Consider the following 16,938-nt stretch of genomic DNA (forward strand, 5'->3'; position numbering starts at 1 on the left):
AGGAACCACGTGCTCGACGTCAACTTCTTCGACGAGCTCCGGATCGGCCTCGCCACCGCGGACTCGATCCGCGCCTGGAGCCACGGTGAGGTCAAGAAGCCCGAGACGATCAACTACCGCACCCTCAAGCCCGAGAAGGACGGCCTCTTCTGCGAGAAGATCTTCGGCCCGACCCGGGACTGGGAGTGCGCCTGCGGCAAGTACAAGCGGGTCCGCTTCAAGGGCATCATCTGCGAGCGCTGCGGCGTCGAGGTGACCCGCGCCGCCGTGCGTCGTGAGCGGATGGGCCACATCGAGCTCGCCGCCCCCGTCACCCACATCTGGTACTTCAAGGGTGTCCCGAGCCGCCTCGGGTACCTGCTCGACCTCGCCCCGAAGGACCTCGAGAAGGTCATCTACTTCGCGGCCTACATGATCACGTCCGTCGACGAGGACCAGCGGCACGCCGACCTGCCCTCGCTCGAGGCCCAGATCCAGGTCGAGAAGAAGGAGATCGAGAACCGCCGCGACGCCGACGTCGAGGGCCGCGCCAAGAAGCTCGAGGACGACATCGCCGCCCTCGAGGCCGAGGGCGCCAAGTCCGACGCCAAGCGCAAGGTCCGCGACTCCGCCGAGCGCGAGATGAACGCGATCCGCCGACGCGCCGACCAGCAGGTCGAGCGCCTCGAGCAGGTCTGGGACCGTTTCAAGAACCTCAAGGTCCAGGACCTCGAGGGCGACGAGGTCCTCTACCGCGAGATGCGCGACCGCTTCGGTCTCTACTTCGAGGGCGGGATGGGCGCCGCGGCGATCCAGAAGCGCCTCGAGACCTTCGACCTCGACGCCGAGGCCGAGTCGCTGCGCGAGATCATCGCCACGGGCAAGGGCCAGCGCAAGACCCGCGCCCTCAAGCGCCTCAAGGTGGTCTCCGCCTTCCAGACGACGACGAACCAGCCGGCCGGCATGGTCCTCGACGCGATCCCGGTCATCCCGCCGGACCTGCGCCCGATGGTGCAGCTCGACGGTGGCCGCTTCGCGACCTCGGACCTCAACGACCTGTACCGCCGCGTCATCAACCGCAACAACCGCCTCAAGCGGCTGCTCGACCTCGGTGCGCCCGAGATCATCGTCAACAACGAGAAGCGGATGCTCCAGGAGGCCGTCGACAGCCTCTTCGACAACGGCCGTCGTGGCCGCCCGGTGACGGGCCCCGGCAACCGTCCGCTCAAGTCGCTGTCCGACATGCTCAAGGGCAAGCAGGGCCGGTTCCGCCAGAACCTGCTCGGCAAGCGCGTCGACTACTCCGGCCGCTCGGTCATCGTCGTCGGCCCGCAGCTCAAGCTGCACCAGTGCGGCCTGCCGAAGCAGATGGCGCTCGAGCTCTTCAAGCCCTTCGTCATGAAGCGGCTCGTCGACCTCGACCACGCCCAGAACATCAAGTCGGCCAAGCGCATGGTCGAGCGTCAGCGCCCCCAGGTCTGGGACGTCCTCGAAGAGGTCATCACCGAGCACCCGGTGCTGCTCAACCGTGCGCCCACGCTGCACCGCCTCGGCATCCAGGCCTTCGAGCCGCAGCTCGTCGAGGGCAAGGCCATCCAGATCCACCCGCTCGTCTGCACCGCGTTCAACGCGGACTTCGACGGTGACCAGATGGCCGTGCACGTGCCGCTGTCGGCGGAGGCCCAGGCCGAGGCCCGCATCCTCATGCTGTCCTCGAACAACATCCTCAAGCCGGCCGACGGCCGTCCCGTGACCATGCCCACCCAGGACATGATCATCGGCCTCTACCACCTCACCTCCGAGGTCGAGGACGGCAAGGGCGCCGGTCGGGCGTTCTCGACGGTGTCCGAGGCCCGCATGGCCTTCGACGCCGGCCAGATCGAGCTGGGCTCGCTCGTGAAGATCCGTCTCGAGCACCTCGTGCCCACGCCGATGACCGTGCTGCCCGAGGGCATCGAGCTCGACGCCGAGGGCTACGTGCCGGCGATGACGGTCGAGACCACCCTCGGTCGCGCGCTCTTCAACGAGACGCTCCCGATGGACTACCCGTTCGTCAACGACCAGGTCGACAAGAAGCGCCTCTCGACGATCGTCAACGACCTCGCCGAGCGCTACAGCAAGGTGCAGGTCGCGGCGAGCCTCGACGCGCTCAAGGAGTACGGCTTCCACTGGGCGACCCGCTCGGGCACCACGGTCGCCATCTCCGACGTCGTGACGCCCCCGCGCAAGCTCGAGATCCTCGACGGCTACGAGACCAAGGCCACGAAGGTCCAGACGCAGTACGAGCGCGGTCTGATCACCGACGACGAGCGCCGCCAGGAGCTCATCGAGATCTGGACGCAGGCCACGAACGAGGTCGCCAAGGAGATGGAGGCGAACATCCCGAGGACGAACACCATCTTCAAGATGGTCTCCTCCGGTGCGCGCGGTAACTGGATGCAGCTGCGCCAGATCGCCGGCATGCGTGGCCTGGTGTCGAACCCGAAGGGCGACATCATCCCGCGGCCGATCCGCGCGAACTTCCGCGAGGGCCTCACCGTGCTCGAGTTCTTCATCTCGACGCACGGCTCCCGCAAGGGCCTGGCCGACACCGCGCTGCGCACGGCGGACTCGGGCTACCTGACCCGTCGTCTCGTCGACGTGTCGCAGGACGTCATCATCCGCGAGGACGACTGCGGCACCGAGCGCGGCCTCAAGATGCCGATCGCGAGCACCGACGAGCGCACCGGCGCCCGCGCGGTCCACGACGACGTCGAGACCTCGGTCTACGCCCGCTCGCTCGCCGAGGACGTCGTCAAGGACGGCGAGGTCCTCGCCGAGGCCGGCATCGACCTCGGGGACGTCGTCATCGGCGCGCTGTTCGCGGCCGGTGTCGACTCGGTCAAGGTCCGCTCGGTCCTCACCTGCGACTCCAAGGTCGGGACCTGCGCGAAGTGCTACGGCCGCTCGCTGGCCACCGGCAAGCTCGTCGACATCGGTGAGGCCGTCGGCATCATCGCGGCGCAGTCCATCGGTGAGCCCGGCACCCAGCTGACGATGCGTACCTTCCACACCGGTGGTGTGGCCGGTGACGACATCACGCAGGGTCTGCCGCGTGTCGTCGAGCTCTTCGAGGCCCGCACGCCCAAGGGCGTCTCGCCGATCGCCGAGGCCTCCGGCCGCGTGACGATCGAGGAGACCGACAAGGCGCGTCGCCTCCTGCTCACGCCGGACGACGGCTCCGAGGAGCACGCCTACCCGGTGACCAAGCGTGCGCGCCTGCTCGTGCAGGACGGCCAGCACGTCGAGGTCGGTGCGCAGCTGACGCAGGGGTCCATCGACCCCAAGCAGGTGCTGCGCATCCTCGGCCCGCGCAAGACGCAGGAGCACCTCGTCGACGAGGTGCAGAACGTCTACCGCCAGCAGGGTGTGTCGATCCACGACAAGCACATCGAGGTCATCGTCCGGCAGATGCTGCGCCGGATCACGATCATCGAGTCGGGCGACGCGGACCTGCTCCCGGGCATGCTCGCCGAGCGCGGGCGCTTCGAGGAGGAGAACCGTCGCGTCGTCGCCGAGGGCGGCAAGCCGGCCTCGGGTCGTCCCGAGCTCATGGGCATCACCAAGGCCTCGCTCGCGACCGAGTCGTGGCTGTCGGCGGCCTCCTTCCAGGAGACCACCCGCGTCCTCACCGAGGCCGCCATGGAGGGTCGTTCCGACTCCCTCCTCGGCCTCAAGGAGAACGTCATCCTCGGCAAGCTCATCCCGGCCGGCACGGGGCTGACCCGCTACCGCAACATCGCGGTGGAGCCGACCGAGGAGGCCAAGGCCGCCATGTACTCGATGCCGAACTACGAGGACTACGCGTTCTCGTTCGGCCCGGGTTCCGGCGAGGCCGTCCGCCTCGACGACAGCGAGCTCGGTCTCGACCGGCTCTGAGCCGCCGCACCGTTGCACGGGCGGGCACCACGTGGGAGACCACGGGTGCCCGCCCGTCGGCGTTCCCGGGGACCGCCGCCTAGGGTGACCGGATGGACGAGCCGCCGGTGACGCTCGCGCGGGGCGGCACGCCGGCGGGCGAGGTGGTGCTGCGTCGGCACGAGGGGGTCCTCCAGCTCGTCGTCGACGGGGTCTTCGCGATGGACACCGCCGACCCGTCCACCGAGCGGGTGCTGGCCGACGAGGCGCTGCGGCACCACCCGTCGCCGGCCCGTGTGCTCGTCGGGGGGCTCGGCCTGGGGTTCACCACCCGGGCCGTCCTCGCCGACGCGCGGGTGCGCCAGGTCGACGTCGTCGAGCTCGCGGCCCCCCTCGTGGGCTGGGCCAGGGCGGGTCTCGTCGAGGAGCTGGCCGGTCTCGAGGGGGAGCGGTGCACCCTCCACGTGGCCGACGTCGCGGACGTCCTCGCGGGGAGGGCCGCCCCCGACGGGCCGTGGGACCTCGTGCTGCTCGACGTCGACAACGGCCCGGACTTCCTCGTGCACGCCGCCAACGCGGCTCTCTACCAGCCGGGCTCGCTGGCGGCGGCCCGGCGGGTGCTGCGCCCGGGAGGCCGGCTCGTCGTGTGGTCCTCGCACCGGGCGCCGGCCCTCCTCGAGGCCCTGCGCTCGGTGGTCGGGCCCGGTGACGTGGTCGACGAGCTGGTGCTCCCGGTCCACCGGGACGGTCGTGAGCTCGAGTACGCCCTGTACTCGTTCGCGTCCGGGGCGCCCGCCGGGGGAGGATGACCCGGTGCGCCGCGATCTCGTCATCCGTCCGGAGCGTCCCGAGGACGCCGGGCCGGTCCGCGACCTCGTCCTCGCCGCCTTCGCGACGACGGACTTCTCCGACGGCGTGCCGGAGGCCCGGCTCGTCGACGGGCTGCGGGCCGACGGAGACCTGCTGCCCGCGCTGACCTTCGTCGCCGAGCTCGACGGCGGTGTCGTCGGCAGCGTCGTGTGCAGCCGGGCCTCGATGGGGGAGGGGCCCTCGGTGGGGCTCGGGCCGCTCGCGGTGCGCCCGGACCACATGGGGCAGGGCATCGGCTCGGCCCTCGTCGCGTCGGTCGTCGCGACCGCCGAGCAGCTCGCCGAGCCCTCGGTCGTGCTCCTCGGCGACCCGGGGTTCTACGGCGCGTTCGGGTTCGAGACCGCCGCCGCCCACGGGGTGGCCTCGCCCGGGCCGTGGGAGGACCGGTTCTTCCAGCTGCTGCGGCTGCGGGCCTGGCGCCCGGGGCTCGCGGGCCCCTTCCGCTACGCCCCGGCGTTCGACCGGCTCTGAGGCGGGGAGGGCGCCGGCAACCGATTTGGGTGGCCACGCGCGGCCCGGTATCCTTGGGTGTTGTGTCTGGCTAGGACCAGACCCAGGAGCCGGGACCGGCGCCGCGAGGCGACGGGCACGGCCTCGCCCACCTCCTGCCGGGCGCCCCACCACACCACATCCCCCCGGGGAATGGCGCATGGGGAGTGCAGGGAGGAGCAGCCGGTGCGACACACCCGAACGCGGGGGTCGAGCAGCGGCCATGACAAGGAGTGACGGCGCGACCGCCGTCGCTTGACCAGACCAGACCGAAGGATCCAGGTTGCCTACCATCAACCAGCTGGTGCGCAAGGGCCGGCAGGACAAGGCCGTCAAGGCCAAGACCCCTGCCCTCAAGGGCTCCCCGCAGCGCCGCGGCGTGTGCACGCGTGTGTACACGACCACCCCCAAGAAGCCGAACTCCGCCCTCCGCAAGGTCGCCCGCGTGCGCCTCACGAGCGGCATCGAGGTCACCGCCTACATCCCCGGTGTCGGCCACAACCTCCAGGAGCACTCGATGGTGCTCGTCCGCGGCGGTCGTGTGAAGGACCTCCCCGGCGTGCGCTACAAGATCATCCGCGGCGCCCTCGACACCCAGGGCGTCAAGAACCGTCAGCAGGCGCGCAGCCGCTACGGCGCGAAGAAGGGTAAGAGCTGATGCCGCGCAAGGGTCCCGCTCCGAAGCGGCCGCTCGTCATCGACCCGGTCCACCAGTCCCCGCTGGTGACCTCGCTGGTCAACAAGGTCCTCCTCGACGGCAAGAAGTCCACCGCCGAGCGCATCGTCTACGGCGCGCTCGAGGGCTGCCGCGAGAAGACCGGCACCGATCCGGTGCAGACGCTCAAGCGCGCGCTCGACAACATCAAGCCGACGCTCGAGGTCAAGTCCCGCCGCGTCGGCGGTGCGACCTACCAGGTCCCGATCGAGGTCAAGCCGAACCGCGCCACGACGCTGTCGCTGCGCTGGCTCGTCGGCTACTCGCGCCAGCGTCGTGAGAAGACGATGACCGAGCGCCTCATGAACGAGATCCTCGACGCGTCCAACGGCCTCGGCGCCGCGGTGAAGCGTCGCGAGGACACGCACAAGATGGCCGAGTCCAACAAGGCCTTCGCGCACTACCGCTGGTGACCCCGTCCGGGGAGCCGCGCCGCCCCGCGGCCGGCTCCCCGGGCCACCGGTGCACGACCGCACCACCCCGCACCACCCCCGACGCGACGAGACGAGAGCACAGAACGTGGCACAGGACGTCCTGACGGACCTCAAGAAGGTCCGCAACATCGGCATCATGGCGCACATCGACGCCGGCAAGACCACGGCGACCGAGCGCATCCTCTTCTACACCGGTGTCAACCGGAAGATGGGCGAGACGCACGACGGCGCCTCCACCACCGACTGGATGGAGCAGGAGAAGGAGCGGGGGATCACCATCACCTCCGCCGCCGTCACCTCCTTCTGGGAGGGGTCGCAGATCAACATCATCGACACCCCCGGTCACGTCGACTTCACGGTCGAGGTCGAGCGCTCGCTGCGCGTCCTCGACGGCGCCGTCGCCGTCTTCGACGGCAAGGAGGGCGTCGAGCCCCAGTCCGAGACGGTCTGGCGCCAGGCGGACAAGTACAACGTCCCCCGCATCTGCTTCGTCAACAAGATGGACAAGCTCGGCGCGGACTTCTACTTCACCGTCGACACCATCAAGGACCGCCTCGGTGCGGAGCCGCTCGTGCTCCAGCTCCCGATCGGCGCCGAGAACGACTTCGTCGGTGTCGTCGACCTCATCTACAAGCGCGCGCTCGTGTGGGAGGGCGACGCCAAGGGCGACGTCACCATGGGTGCCAAGTACGACATCCAGGACATCCCGGCCGACCTCGTCGACCGCGTGGAGGAGTACCGCCACCAGCTCATCGAGCGGGTCGCCGAGTCCGACGACGCCCTCATGGAGAAGTACCTCGAGGGTGGCGAGCTCACCCCCGAGGAGATCAAGGCCGGCATCCGCCGCCTGACCATCGCCTCCGAGGTCTACCCGGTCCTGTGTGGCTCCGCGTTCAAGAACCGCGGCGTCCAGCCGATGCTCGACGCGGTCGTCGACTACCTCCCCTCGCCGCTCGACGTGCCGGCGATGGAGGGTCACGCCCCGGGCAACGAGGACGAGAAGGTCGAGCGCAAGCCCAGCAAGGACGAGCCGTTCTCCGCGCTCGCCTTCAAGGTCGCCTCGCACCCGTTCTTCGGCACGCTGACCTTCATCCGCGTCTACTCCGGCCACATCTCCGCCGGCACCCAGGTGCTCAACAGCACCAAGGTGAAGAAGGAGCGCATCGGGAAGCTCTTCCAGATGCACGCCAACAAGGAGAACCCGGTCGAGGACGCCATGGCGGGCCACATCTACGCCGCCATCGGTCTGAAGACGACGACCACCGGTGACACCCTCTGCGACATCGACAAGCCGGTCGTGCTCGAGTCGATGACCTTCCCGGAGCCCGTCATCCAGGTCGCCATCGAGCCCAAGACCAAGGGCGACCAGGAGAAGCTCGGCACCGCGATCCAGAAGCTGGCCGAGGAGGACCCGACCTTCCAGGTGCACCTCGACGAGGACACCGGCCAGACGATCATCGCCGGCATGGGCGAGCTCCACCTCGACATCCTCGTCGACCGCATGCGTCGCGAGTTCAAGGTCGAGGCCAACGTCGGCAAGCCGCAGGTCGCCTACCGCGAGACCATCAAGCGGACCCTCGAGCGCTACGACTACACCCACAAGAAGCAGACGGGTGGCTCGGGCCAGTTCGCGAAGGTCCAGATCGCGCTGGAGCCGCTGGACACCGCCGAGGGCGAGCTCTACGAGTTCTCCAACAAGGTCACCGGTGGCCGCATCCCGCGCGAGTACATCCCGTCGGTCGACGCCGGCATCCAGGACGCCATGCAGTACGGCGTGCTCGCCGGCTACCCGCTGGTCGGCATCAAGGCGACGCTCCTCGACGGTGCGTACCACGACGTCGACTCCTCGGAGATGGCGTTCAAGATCGCCGGCTCGATGGCGCTCAAGGAGGCCGTCCGCAAGTGCGAGCCGGTCCTCCTCGAGCCGATGATGGCCGTCGAGGTCCGCACCCCCGAGGACTACATGGGTGAGGTCATCGGCGACATCAACTCGCGGCGTGGCCACATCCAGGCGATGGAGGACATCTCCGGCGCCAAGGTCGTCCGCGGCCTGGTCCCGCTGTCGGAGATGTTCGGGTACGTCGGTGACCTGCGGTCCAAGACCCAGGGTCGCGCGAACTACTCGATGGAGTTCGACTCCTACGCCGAGGTCCCCAAGTCGGTGGCCGAGGAGATCATCAAGAAGACCCGGGGCGAGTGACCGCTACAGTGGTCGCTGATCTCGCCTGAGAGAAGCACTTCCAACCAACCCCCAGACGACGCCACGTCCTGCCCGGTCGTAACGGCGTTACCGAGAAATCAGTCCTGAGGAGGACATCAAGTGGCGAAGGCAAAGTTCGAGCGGACCAAGCCGCACGTCAACATCGGCACCATCGGTCACATCGACCACGGTAAGACGACGCTGACTGCTGCGATCTCCAAGGTCCTGCACGACAAGTACCCGGACCTGAACCCCCAGTTCGCGTTCGACGACATCGACAAGGCGCCCGAGGAGAAGCAGCGCGGTATCACGATCTCCATCGCGCACATCGAGTACCAGACCGAGGGCCGTCACTACGCCCACGTCGACTGCCCGGGCCACGCCGACTACGTGAAGAACATGATCACGGGTGCGGCGCAGATGGACGGCGCGATCCTCGTCGTCGCCGCCACCGACGGTCCGATGCCGCAGACGAAGGAGCACGTCCTCCTGGCCCGCCAGGTCGGCGTCCCCTACGTCGTCGTGGCGCTCAACAAGGCCGACATGGTCGACGACGAGGAGATCCTCGAGCTCGTCGAGATGGAGGTCCGCGAGCTGCTGAGCTCCTACGAGTTCCCCGGTGACGACCTCCCCGTCGTCAAGGTCTCGGCGCTCAAGGCGCTCGAGGGCGACGCCGAGTGGGGCCAGACCGTCCTCGACCTCATGGACGCCGTCGACAACTACATCCCGGAGCCGGAGCGCGACACCGACAAGCCGTTCCTCATGCCCGTCGAGGACGTCTTCACGATCACCGGTCGTGGCACCGTCGTCACCGGCCGCATCGAGCGCGGTGTCCTCAAGGTCAACGAGGAGGTCGAGATCGTCGGCATCCACACCGGCCCGCCGACCAAGACCACGGCCACCGGCATCGAGATGTTCCGCAAGCTCCTCGACGAGGGCCGTGCGGGCGAGAACGTCGGCCTGCTCCTGCGTGGCATCAAGCGCGAGGACGTCGAGCGCGGCCAGGTCGTCGTCAAGCCGGGCTCGATCACGCCGCACACGGCGTTCGACGCCAACGTCTACATCCTGTCCAAGGACGAGGGTGGCCGTCACACCCCGTTCTACGACAACTACCGTCCGCAGTTCTACTTCCGGACCACGGACGTCACCGGCGTCGTCACGCTGCCCGAGGGCACCGAGATGGTCATGCCCGGCGACAACACCGAGATGGCCGTCGAGCTCATCCAGCCCATCGCGATGGAGGAGGGCCTCAAGTTCGCCATCCGCGAGGGCGGCCGCACCGTCGGCGCCGGCCGGGTCACCAAGATCACGAAGTGACCTGACGCCGGTCACCTGACCGGCAGCTCGTCGAAGGGCCCGCACCCCCCGGGGGCTGCGGGCCCTTCGCCGTGCGCGCACTCGGCGGGTCAGCAGGTGAGGACGAGGTGGAAGATCGTGTCCTCGGCGACGCCCGTGGCGGAGTTCTTGACCGAGACGTAGACGGTGCTGTCGTGCGAGAAGTCGCTGTCGACCGAGATCTCGTGCACCGCCCCGAAGAGGTAGTCGGTGGCGGCCGGGGCGCAGCGGCTGACGTTGCGGTCGAAGGTCACCCGGTACGAACCCGTCCCGTCCTTGACGACGCCGACGAACCCAGACGAGGCGCCGGCGTGGACGGTCGGCGGCGCGCTGGTCGCGTCGACCGAGACGTACAGCGGCCTGACCCAGTACCCCGCGACGTCGGCGAAGACGTGGGCCGAGCCGGGGGTCCTGAGCGTGAGCCGGCCGCTGGTGTCGACGGGCACGGTGACCATGTTGGCGACCGGGCCGGACGGGTTGTAGTTGACGAGCGAGGCGGTCGGCTCGGCCGTGCCCGTCGCCCAGCCCTTGAGGTCGCTCGTGCTCCCGCTCTGCGAGATCGCCCCGAGGTTGAGCTGCACCGCCGTCGCGACGGCGCTGACGTCGCACGACCCGGCCTTGCCGCCCTGGGCGGCGTAGCTCGTCGCCGTGGTGTCGAAGGTGCGGGAGGCGGCCGTGAGCCGACCGCCCGCGACGCGGGTGTCGATGATCCGGCAGGGGGCGACCGCGACGAAGCGCAGCTCGGAGCCCGCGGCGGTCGACGGGGTGACGAGAGCCAGCCGGGGCGCGGCCGACCGGCTCTGCGCGGTGCCCGGCTGCGGACCACCCGCGTCGGCGCCGGCGGCGCCGAGGACGAGGAGGGCGGCGCCGGCGGCGGCGACGGCCGCCCGGCGCAGGAGGGGTGACGTGCGCATGGGGGGAGCACCTTTCCGTGGGGTGGGCGACGGGGACCCGTCGCGTGCTCCTCAGGAGGGCGGCACGGCCCGCGGTGATACGCCGTGACGCCGCCACGCCGCTCAGGCCGGGGTCAGCCGCTCCGCACCGACGCGCGCGAGCTCCTCGCGGACCCGGGCGATGGCGGGCGAGGGGGCCATGCTCCGGCGCCACGTCATCATGACGCGGCGGGTCGGCACGGGGTCGGTCAGCGGGACGGCGACGACCGACGCCGGCAGCTGCTCGCGCCCGAGGCGGGGGACGAGGCTGACGCAGACGCCCTCGGCGACGAGGCCGACGTGCGAGGCGAACTCCCACGACCAGTGCCGGATGCGCGGGCGGGCGCCGTGGAGGTCGAACATGTGGGTGAGCCAGCCGTGGCAGACCGAGCCCTCGGGTGCGCAGACCCAGTCGTCGGCGACGAGGTCGAGGGCGGTCGCGCCGGCGGCGCCGGCGAGCGGGTGGTCCCGGTGGACGAGCACGTCGGCGGTGTCGACCCCGAGCGTGACGACCTCGACGTGCTCGGGGAAGGGCAGGGGGAGGTCACCCCAGTTGTGGACGAGGGCGGCGTCGGCCCCGCCGGCGGCGACGAGGTCGATCGCCTCGTGCGGGTCACGCTCGACGAGGGTGACGGTGAGGTCGGGCTCGTCGACGCCGAGCGTGCGCAGCGCCGGGGCGAGGAGCCCGCGCACGGCCGTCGAGAACGCGACGAGCCGGACCCCGCCGGCGACCGGGCCCCCGGTCACCCGCCCGAGCCCGGACTCCAGCCGCTCGAGGCGGGCGAGGATGTCGCCGCCCTCGTCGACGAGGTGGCGACCCAGCTCGGTGAGCATCACGCCACGCCCGACGCGTTCGAGGACCGGGCCGCCGACCCGTCGCTCGAGCCGCTTGACCTGCTGCGAGACGGCCGAGGGGGTGTAGCCGAGCTCGGCCGCGGCCCCGCCGACCGACCCGGTGCGTCGGACGGCGGCGAGGGTGGCGAGGTGCTCGAGCTCGATCATGTAGCGACGCTACACGGAACGTCGCACGATCGTGCGCTGGTGCTGAACGGAGCTCCGGCGCGAGGATGGGGGCATGCCGCTGCGCGACACGCTCTCCGCCGTCCTCGTCATGCTCGTCTGGGGGATGAACTTCGTCGTCATCGAGCGCGGGCTCGACGGTGTCCCGCCGCTGCTCTTCGTCGCACTCCGCTTCGCCGTCGTCCTCCTCGCCCTGCCCTTCGTCGCACGGCCCGACGCCCCGCTGCGGCGCGTGCTCGCCGTGGGCGCCTGCATGAGCCTGGGGCAGTTCGGCCTCCTGTACTCCGCCCTGGCCCTCGGCATGCCGCCGGGCCTGGCCTCGCTGGTGCTCCAGGCGCAGGCGGTCCTCACCGTCGGGCTGGCCGCACTCGTCCTCGGCGAACGACCGCTGCGCGTGCAGCTGGCCGGTGTCGGGGTCGGCGCGCTCGGCCTCGGGGTGGTCGCGCTCGGGCGCGGTGGCAGCGTGCCCGTCGTCGCCCTCGTCGTCTGCGTCCTCGCGGCGCTGTCGTGGGCGACCGGCAACGTGCTCGTGCGCCGGCTCGGGGTGCCCGGCGGGCTGGGCCTCACGGTGTGGTCGGCGCTGGTCGTGCCGGTGCCCGCGCTCGGCCTCAGCCTCCTCGTCGACGGGCCGGCCGCGGTCGGCACGGCCCTGACCCACCTCTCGGTCGTCAACTGGCTCTCGACCGCCTACACCGCGGTGCTCGCGAGCCTCGTCGGCTACGGGATCTGGAACCGCCTCCTCGAGCGGCACCCGGCCTCGGACGTCGCGCCGTTCACGCTGCTCGTCCCGCCCATCGGCATCGCGACGGCGTGGGTCGCCGACGGCGAGGTCCCCACCGCGCTGGCCGTCGGCGGGGGCGTCCTGCTCGTGCTCGGCGTCGCGCTGGTCACCCTGGGGCCACGGTGGCGGGGTCGGCCGCGCCGTGGAGCGACGGTGCACGTGGCAGGCGGCGCACGTCGGGTGACGCCAGCGTCGCCAGCGCGATGACGGCGACGGCGAGCCCGCCCGCGAGGACCACGGGCGCGAGGCCGAACCGCTCGGCGACCGGCCCCGCGACGAGCTGCCCGACGGGCACGAGCGCCATCGAGCCCAGCGCGTCGTAGGAGTAGGCCCGGGAGAGCTGGGCCGGCTCGACGTGCTCCTGCACGGCGAGGTTCCAGCCCATGCCGAACACCTCGAGCCCGACGCCGGCCACGACCGCGGCGAGCACGAGCAGCCAGGCCGGGGACCCCCCGCCGAGCAGGACGAGGGGGAGGCCGAGCAGGGCGACGGCCGGCATGCCGACCCGCAGCGGCCGGCCGAGCGGGACGCGCAGCAGGACGGCGGTCGCGACGAGCGCGCCGGCCGCCTCGGCCGACAGCACCCAGCCCCAGGCGGGTCGACCGACCGTGTCCTCGGCCAGGGCCGGACCGAGCGTCAGCCACGCACCGCCCCAGACCGCGTTGAGGAGCGCGAAGGCGGTGACGACGACCCACAGCCACGGGGTGCCCCGGAAGGTCTGCCACCCCTCGCGCAGGTCGCGGACGACCGAGGGGCGGGAGGTCGGCGGGGCCGGCCGGGCCACGGCTCGGCGGACCGGCAGCAGCAGGAGTGCGGCGAGGGCCCACAGGCCCGCGTCGGCGAGCACGGCCCAGCCGGAGCCGACCGTCACGACGAGGAGGGTCCCGAGCCCGGGGCCCACGACGGTCGCGAGCCCGCGGGTCATGCTCACGAGGGCGTTGGCTCGCTGGAGCTGCTCGGCGGGGACGAGGGTCGGCACCATGCCGGCCATCGCCGGGAAGCCCGTCCCGGACGCCGCGCCCTGGAGCGCCTGGAGGACGACGACGGGCCAGAGCTCGCGCACCCCGGCGAGGAGCAGCGCCCCCGTGAGCCCCTGCAGCAGCGCACTCGCGAGGTTCGAGCCCTGGAGGACCAGCGAGCGGGGGAGCCGGTCGGCGAGCACGCCCCCGAAGAGCAGGAGCGCGGTCATCGGCACCACCCGTGCCGCGAGGACCTGGCCCAGGGCGGTGGCCGAGCCGCCGAGGTCGAGGACCGCGAAGGCGAGGGCGACGGTCGCGGCCGAGGTGCCGACGAGGTTCGCCGTCCGTGAGGCGAGGTACCACGAGAACCCGCGCACGCGCAGCGGCGCGAGGGCGGCGCCGCCGGCGCTCACCGTGGGTCCATCGCGAAGGCGAAGAGCGAGAGGTTGACGAGCGTCGTGCCCTCCGCACGCGGCGCCCTCGCCCCGTCGTGCACGAGCGCCGCGGCCTCGAGCAGCAGCTCGCGGGCGCGCACCCACGTCTCCTCCTCGACCCACAGCTCGGCGTCGGTCACGATCCCGGGCAGGTCCCGGCGCCGGTCGCGGTGGCGACGCTGCAGCTCCTGGGTGGCGGCGCGCACGACGAGCTCGGCCGCGCCGGGGTCCACCTCACCGGTCGATGCGCCGCCCGGCCGGTCCTCCTCCCGCCAGGGGTGGCGGTAGCGGACGGCACGGCCGCCGCGGATGCTCTCCTCCCCGGCGACGACGAGCTCGCCCGCGTCGCGCAGGAGGCGCAGGTGGTAGGAGGCGTTGGCGTGCGTGAGCCCGAGCTCTCGCGCGACGTCCGCAGCGGTGAGGGCGCTGCCGGTCAGCAGCGACAGGATGCGCAGCCGGGTGGGGTGGGCGAGGGCCCGCAGGTGGCCGGGGTCGGTCATCACTACCTCCAAAGGGTTCTTGGGGAGTGTGGCACCGCGGCGGCCGAAGTGTCAAAGACTTGTTGGGGAGTCCTCGACGCGCCACGGCGACGGGGGTGCCGGGGGAGGGGGCCCCGGCGGTGTAGCGGCCGATTTGGTCAGGCGCGAGGGCTCTGGCAGACTAGCCGGGTTGCTTGGCGTGCCCCCGCGTCCCAGACCGGGACCGGGAGCCCACCGCGACGAGGTACTGAACCGCCGGACGGCGGGGCGGCTCGTCGGCGAAGAGCCAGGCCCGGTTCCACCGGACAGCCGGACCCACGGACGAACGCGAGAGATCGCCTGCGCCCGAACTGCGGAACAAGGGCGACACGCCCGACCGCGGGGGTCGGAGGTCCACGGGCCGGCACTTTGACAGATGGACGGCGAGAGAGAGACGGAACAACAGATGGCGGGACAGAAGATCCGCATCCGGTTGAAGTCGTATGACCACGAGGTCATCGACAGCTCGGCGCGCAAGATCGTCGACACCGTGACCCGCGCGGGTGCGACCGTGGTTGGCCCCGTGCCGCTGCCGACGGAGAAGAACGTCTTCTGCGTCATCCGGTCGCCGCACAAGTACAAGGACAGCCGCGAGCACTTCGAGATGCGCACGCACAAGCGCCTCATCGACATCATCGACCCGACGCCGAAGGCCGTCGACTCGCTGATGCGTCTCGACCTCCCGGCTGACGTCAACATCGAGATCAAGCTCTGAGGCTCGCGATGACTACTGCCACGAAGACCCAGAAGGGTCTGCTGGGCACCAAGCTCGGCATGACCCAGGTGTGGGACGAGAACAACCGACTCGTGCCCGTCACCGTGATCCAGGCCGGCCCGAACGTCGTGACCCAGGTCCGCGCGGCCGACGTCGACGGCTACGCGGCCGTCCAGCTCGGCTACGGCGCCATCGACCCCCGCAAGGTCACCAAGCCGCTGGCCGGCCACTTCGAGAAGGCCGGCGTGACCCCGCGCCGCTTCCTCATCGAGATCCGCACCGCCGACGCGGGCGAGTACTCGCTCGGCCAGGAGCTCGGCGCCGACACCTTCGAGTCCGGCTCCTCGGTCGACATCAGCGCGACCACCAAGGGCAAGGGCTTCGCCGGTGTCATGAAGCGTCACGGCTTCCACGGCGTCAGCAGCTCGCACGGTGCGCACAAGAACCACCGCAAGCCCGGCTCCATCGGTGGCTGCGCCACCCCGGGCCGCGTGTTCAAGGGCATGCGCATGGCCGGCCGCATGGGCGGCGTGCGCCACACCACGCAGAACCTCACGATCCACGCCGTGGACGCCGACAAGGGCCTGCTGCTCGTCAAGGGCGCCGTCCCCGGTCCCCGCGGTGCGGTCGTCCTCGTCCGCTCGGCCGCGAAGGGGGCCTGACCATGGCTACCACGACGCTCGACGTCACCCTCCCCTCGGAGATCTTCGACGTCCAGACCAACGTCCCGCTGATCCACCAGGTCGTCGTCGCGCAGCTCGCGGCGGCCCGTCAGGGCACGCACGCCACCAAGACCCGCGGCGACGTCCGCGGCGGTGGCAAGAAGCCCTACCGCCAGAAGGGCACCGGCCGCGCCCGCCAGGGCTCGACCCGTGCGCCGCAGTTCGCCGGCGGTGGCACCGTGCACGGCCCGCAGCCGCGTGACTACAACCAGCGCACCCCCAAGAAGATGAAGGCCGCCGCCCTGCGCGGTGCCCTCTCCGACCGGGCGCGCCACGGCCGCATCCACGTCGTCGAGTCCATCGCCACCGGCGAGGCCCCCTCGACCAAGGACGCCAAGGCCCTGTTCGCCGGCCTCACCGAGCGCCCGAACCTGCTCGTCGTCCTCGACCGCAGCGACATCGTGTCGCTGAAGTCGGTGCGCAACCTCGCCGAGGTCCACGTGCTCGCGGTCGACCAGCTCAACACCTACGACGTGCTCTGCGCCGACGACGTCGTCTTCACCCAGGCCGCCTACGAGGCGTTCACCGGTGAGACCGTCGCCGCCGCGAAGCCCGCCAAGAAGGCCGCGGCGAAGAAGGCTCCGGCCAAGAAGGCCGCCGAGGCCGATGTGGAGGACGAGAAGTGAGCCAGGGCAAGAACCCCCGCGACATCCTGATCGCGCCGGTCGTGTCCGAGAAGTCGTACGGCCTCCTCGACGAGGGCAAGTACACCTTCCTCGTCGACCCGCGGTCGAACAAGACCGAGATCAAGATCGCCGTCGAGGAGATCTTCAAGGTCAAGGTCGACTCCGTGCACACGATGAACCGCCAGGGCAAGTCCCGTCGCACGCGGTTCGGCACCGGCAAGCGCAAGGACACCAAGCGCGCGATCGTCACCCTCCGCGAGGGCTCGATCGACATCTTCGGCAGCGCCGGCGCCTGAGGAAGCTGAGGACTTA

Annotated in this window: 16 protein-coding genes; 12 read left to right on the forward strand and 4 right to left on the reverse strand. The window is 71.0% G+C overall.

What is annotated here, in order from left to right; genetic code table 11:
* The first annotated feature begins 9 nt into the window (after window positions 1-9).
* The 7 genes from J3473_RS17565 (at window position 10) to tuf (ending at window position 9,901) form a co-directional block, all read left to right on the forward strand.
* Complete coding sequence (locus J3473_RS17565; protein ID WP_207025146.1) at window positions 10-3,897, forward strand: DNA-directed RNA polymerase subunit beta'; 3,888 nt, start codon at window positions 10-12, stop codon at window positions 3,895-3,897.
* A gap of 92 nt (window positions 3,898-3,989) precedes the next feature.
* The gene (locus J3473_RS17570; protein WP_207025147.1) at window positions 3,990-4,685 is read left to right on the forward strand and encodes a spermidine synthase; all 696 of its coding nucleotides are present in this window, start codon (window positions 3,990-3,992) and stop codon (window positions 4,683-4,685) included.
* A gap of 4 nt (window positions 4,686-4,689) precedes the next feature.
* Window positions 4,690-5,217, forward strand: coding sequence for a GNAT family N-acetyltransferase (locus J3473_RS17575; RefSeq protein WP_207025148.1), 528 nt, complete (start codon window positions 4,690-4,692; stop codon window positions 5,215-5,217).
* 301 nt (window positions 5,218-5,518) lie between these two features.
* Entirely contained in the window at window positions 5,519-5,893 is a 375-nt protein-coding gene (gene rpsL / locus J3473_RS17580) for a 30S ribosomal protein S12 (protein WP_030526821.1), read from the forward strand.
* A complete protein-coding gene (gene rpsG, locus J3473_RS17585) occupies window positions 5,893-6,363 on the forward strand; it encodes a 30S ribosomal protein S7 (RefSeq protein WP_030526822.1) in 471 nt (156 codons plus the stop codon). Before rpsL ends, rpsG begins: the two co-directional genes overlap by 1 nt.
* A gap of 106 nt (window positions 6,364-6,469) precedes the next feature.
* The gene (gene fusA, locus J3473_RS17590; protein ID WP_030526823.1) at window positions 6,470-8,584 is read left to right on the forward strand and encodes an elongation factor G; all 2,115 of its coding nucleotides are present in this window, start codon (window positions 6,470-6,472) and stop codon (window positions 8,582-8,584) included.
* Window positions 8,585-8,704: 120 nt separating this feature from the next.
* Window positions 8,705-9,901, forward strand: coding sequence for an elongation factor Tu (gene tuf, locus J3473_RS17595; RefSeq protein WP_030526824.1), 1,197 nt, complete (start codon window positions 8,705-8,707; stop codon window positions 9,899-9,901).
* A gap of 89 nt (window positions 9,902-9,990) precedes the next feature.
* Here tuf and J3473_RS17600 read toward each other — a convergent pair whose 3' ends face one another.
* Window positions 9,991-10,833 carry a hypothetical protein gene (locus J3473_RS17600; protein WP_207025149.1) on the reverse strand — a complete coding sequence of 281 codons (843 nt, stop codon included), beginning with the start codon at window positions 10,831-10,833 and terminating at the stop codon, window positions 9,991-9,993.
* Window positions 10,834-10,935: 102 nt separating this feature from the next.
* Window positions 10,936-11,853: a LysR family transcriptional regulator gene (locus J3473_RS17605; RefSeq protein ID WP_030526826.1), complete on the reverse strand. Its 918-nt coding sequence runs from the start codon at window positions 11,851-11,853 to the stop codon at window positions 10,936-10,938.
* 73 nt (window positions 11,854-11,926) lie between these two features.
* Between J3473_RS17605 and J3473_RS17610 the strand changes: the two genes are divergently transcribed.
* Complete coding sequence (locus J3473_RS17610; RefSeq protein WP_207025150.1) at window positions 11,927-12,859, forward strand: EamA family transporter; 933 nt, start codon at window positions 11,927-11,929, stop codon at window positions 12,857-12,859.
* Here the strand turns inward: J3473_RS17610 and J3473_RS17615 are convergent.
* Together J3473_RS17615 and J3473_RS17620 are read right to left on the reverse strand one after the other, a co-directional pair.
* On the reverse strand, window positions 12,759-14,024 hold the full coding sequence (locus tag J3473_RS17615; protein ID WP_207025151.1) for an MFS transporter: 1,266 nt from the start codon (window positions 14,022-14,024) through the stop codon (window positions 12,759-12,761). The two genes, J3473_RS17610 and J3473_RS17615, sit on opposite strands and share 101 nt — an antisense overlap.
* Window positions 14,021-14,545 carry a helix-turn-helix transcriptional regulator gene (locus J3473_RS17620; protein ID WP_207025152.1) on the reverse strand — a complete coding sequence of 175 codons (525 nt, stop codon included), beginning with the start codon at window positions 14,543-14,545 and terminating at the stop codon, window positions 14,021-14,023. The genes J3473_RS17615 and J3473_RS17620 overlap by 4 nt, the downstream gene beginning before the upstream one ends.
* 424 nt (window positions 14,546-14,969) lie before the next feature.
* On the opposite strand from J3473_RS17620, the gene rpsJ reads away from it, so the two are divergent.
* Genes rpsJ through rplW form a run of 4 tightly spaced genes read left to right on the forward strand, consistent with a single transcriptional unit; the run spans window position 14,970 to window position 16,922 of the window.
* A complete protein-coding gene (gene rpsJ / locus J3473_RS17625) occupies window positions 14,970-15,278 on the forward strand; it encodes a 30S ribosomal protein S10 (RefSeq protein WP_012867945.1) in 309 nt (102 codons plus the stop codon).
* A gap of 8 nt (window positions 15,279-15,286) precedes the next feature.
* Entirely contained in the window at window positions 15,287-15,940 is a 654-nt protein-coding gene (gene rplC / locus J3473_RS17630; protein ID WP_030526830.1) for a 50S ribosomal protein L3, read from the forward strand.
* A gap of 2 nt (window positions 15,941-15,942) precedes the next feature.
* Window positions 15,943-16,626, forward strand: a complete 684-nt coding sequence (gene rplD / locus J3473_RS17635; RefSeq protein ID WP_051750122.1) for a 50S ribosomal protein L4 — start codon at window positions 15,943-15,945, stop codon at window positions 16,624-16,626.
* Window positions 16,623-16,922 (forward strand): 50S ribosomal protein L23, encoded by a 300-nt coding sequence (rplW, locus tag J3473_RS17640; protein ID WP_030526831.1) that lies wholly within the window; start codon window positions 16,623-16,625, stop codon window positions 16,920-16,922. Before rplD ends, rplW begins: the two co-directional genes overlap by 4 nt.
* The last annotated feature ends 16 nt before the right edge of the window (window positions 16,923-16,938 follow it).

The sequence above is a fragment of the Phycicoccus sp. DTK01 genome (assembly GCF_017312765.1).
In the GTDB taxonomy this organism is placed as follows: Bacteria; Actinomycetota; Actinomycetes; order Actinomycetales; family Dermatophilaceae; genus Phycicoccus; species Phycicoccus jejuensis.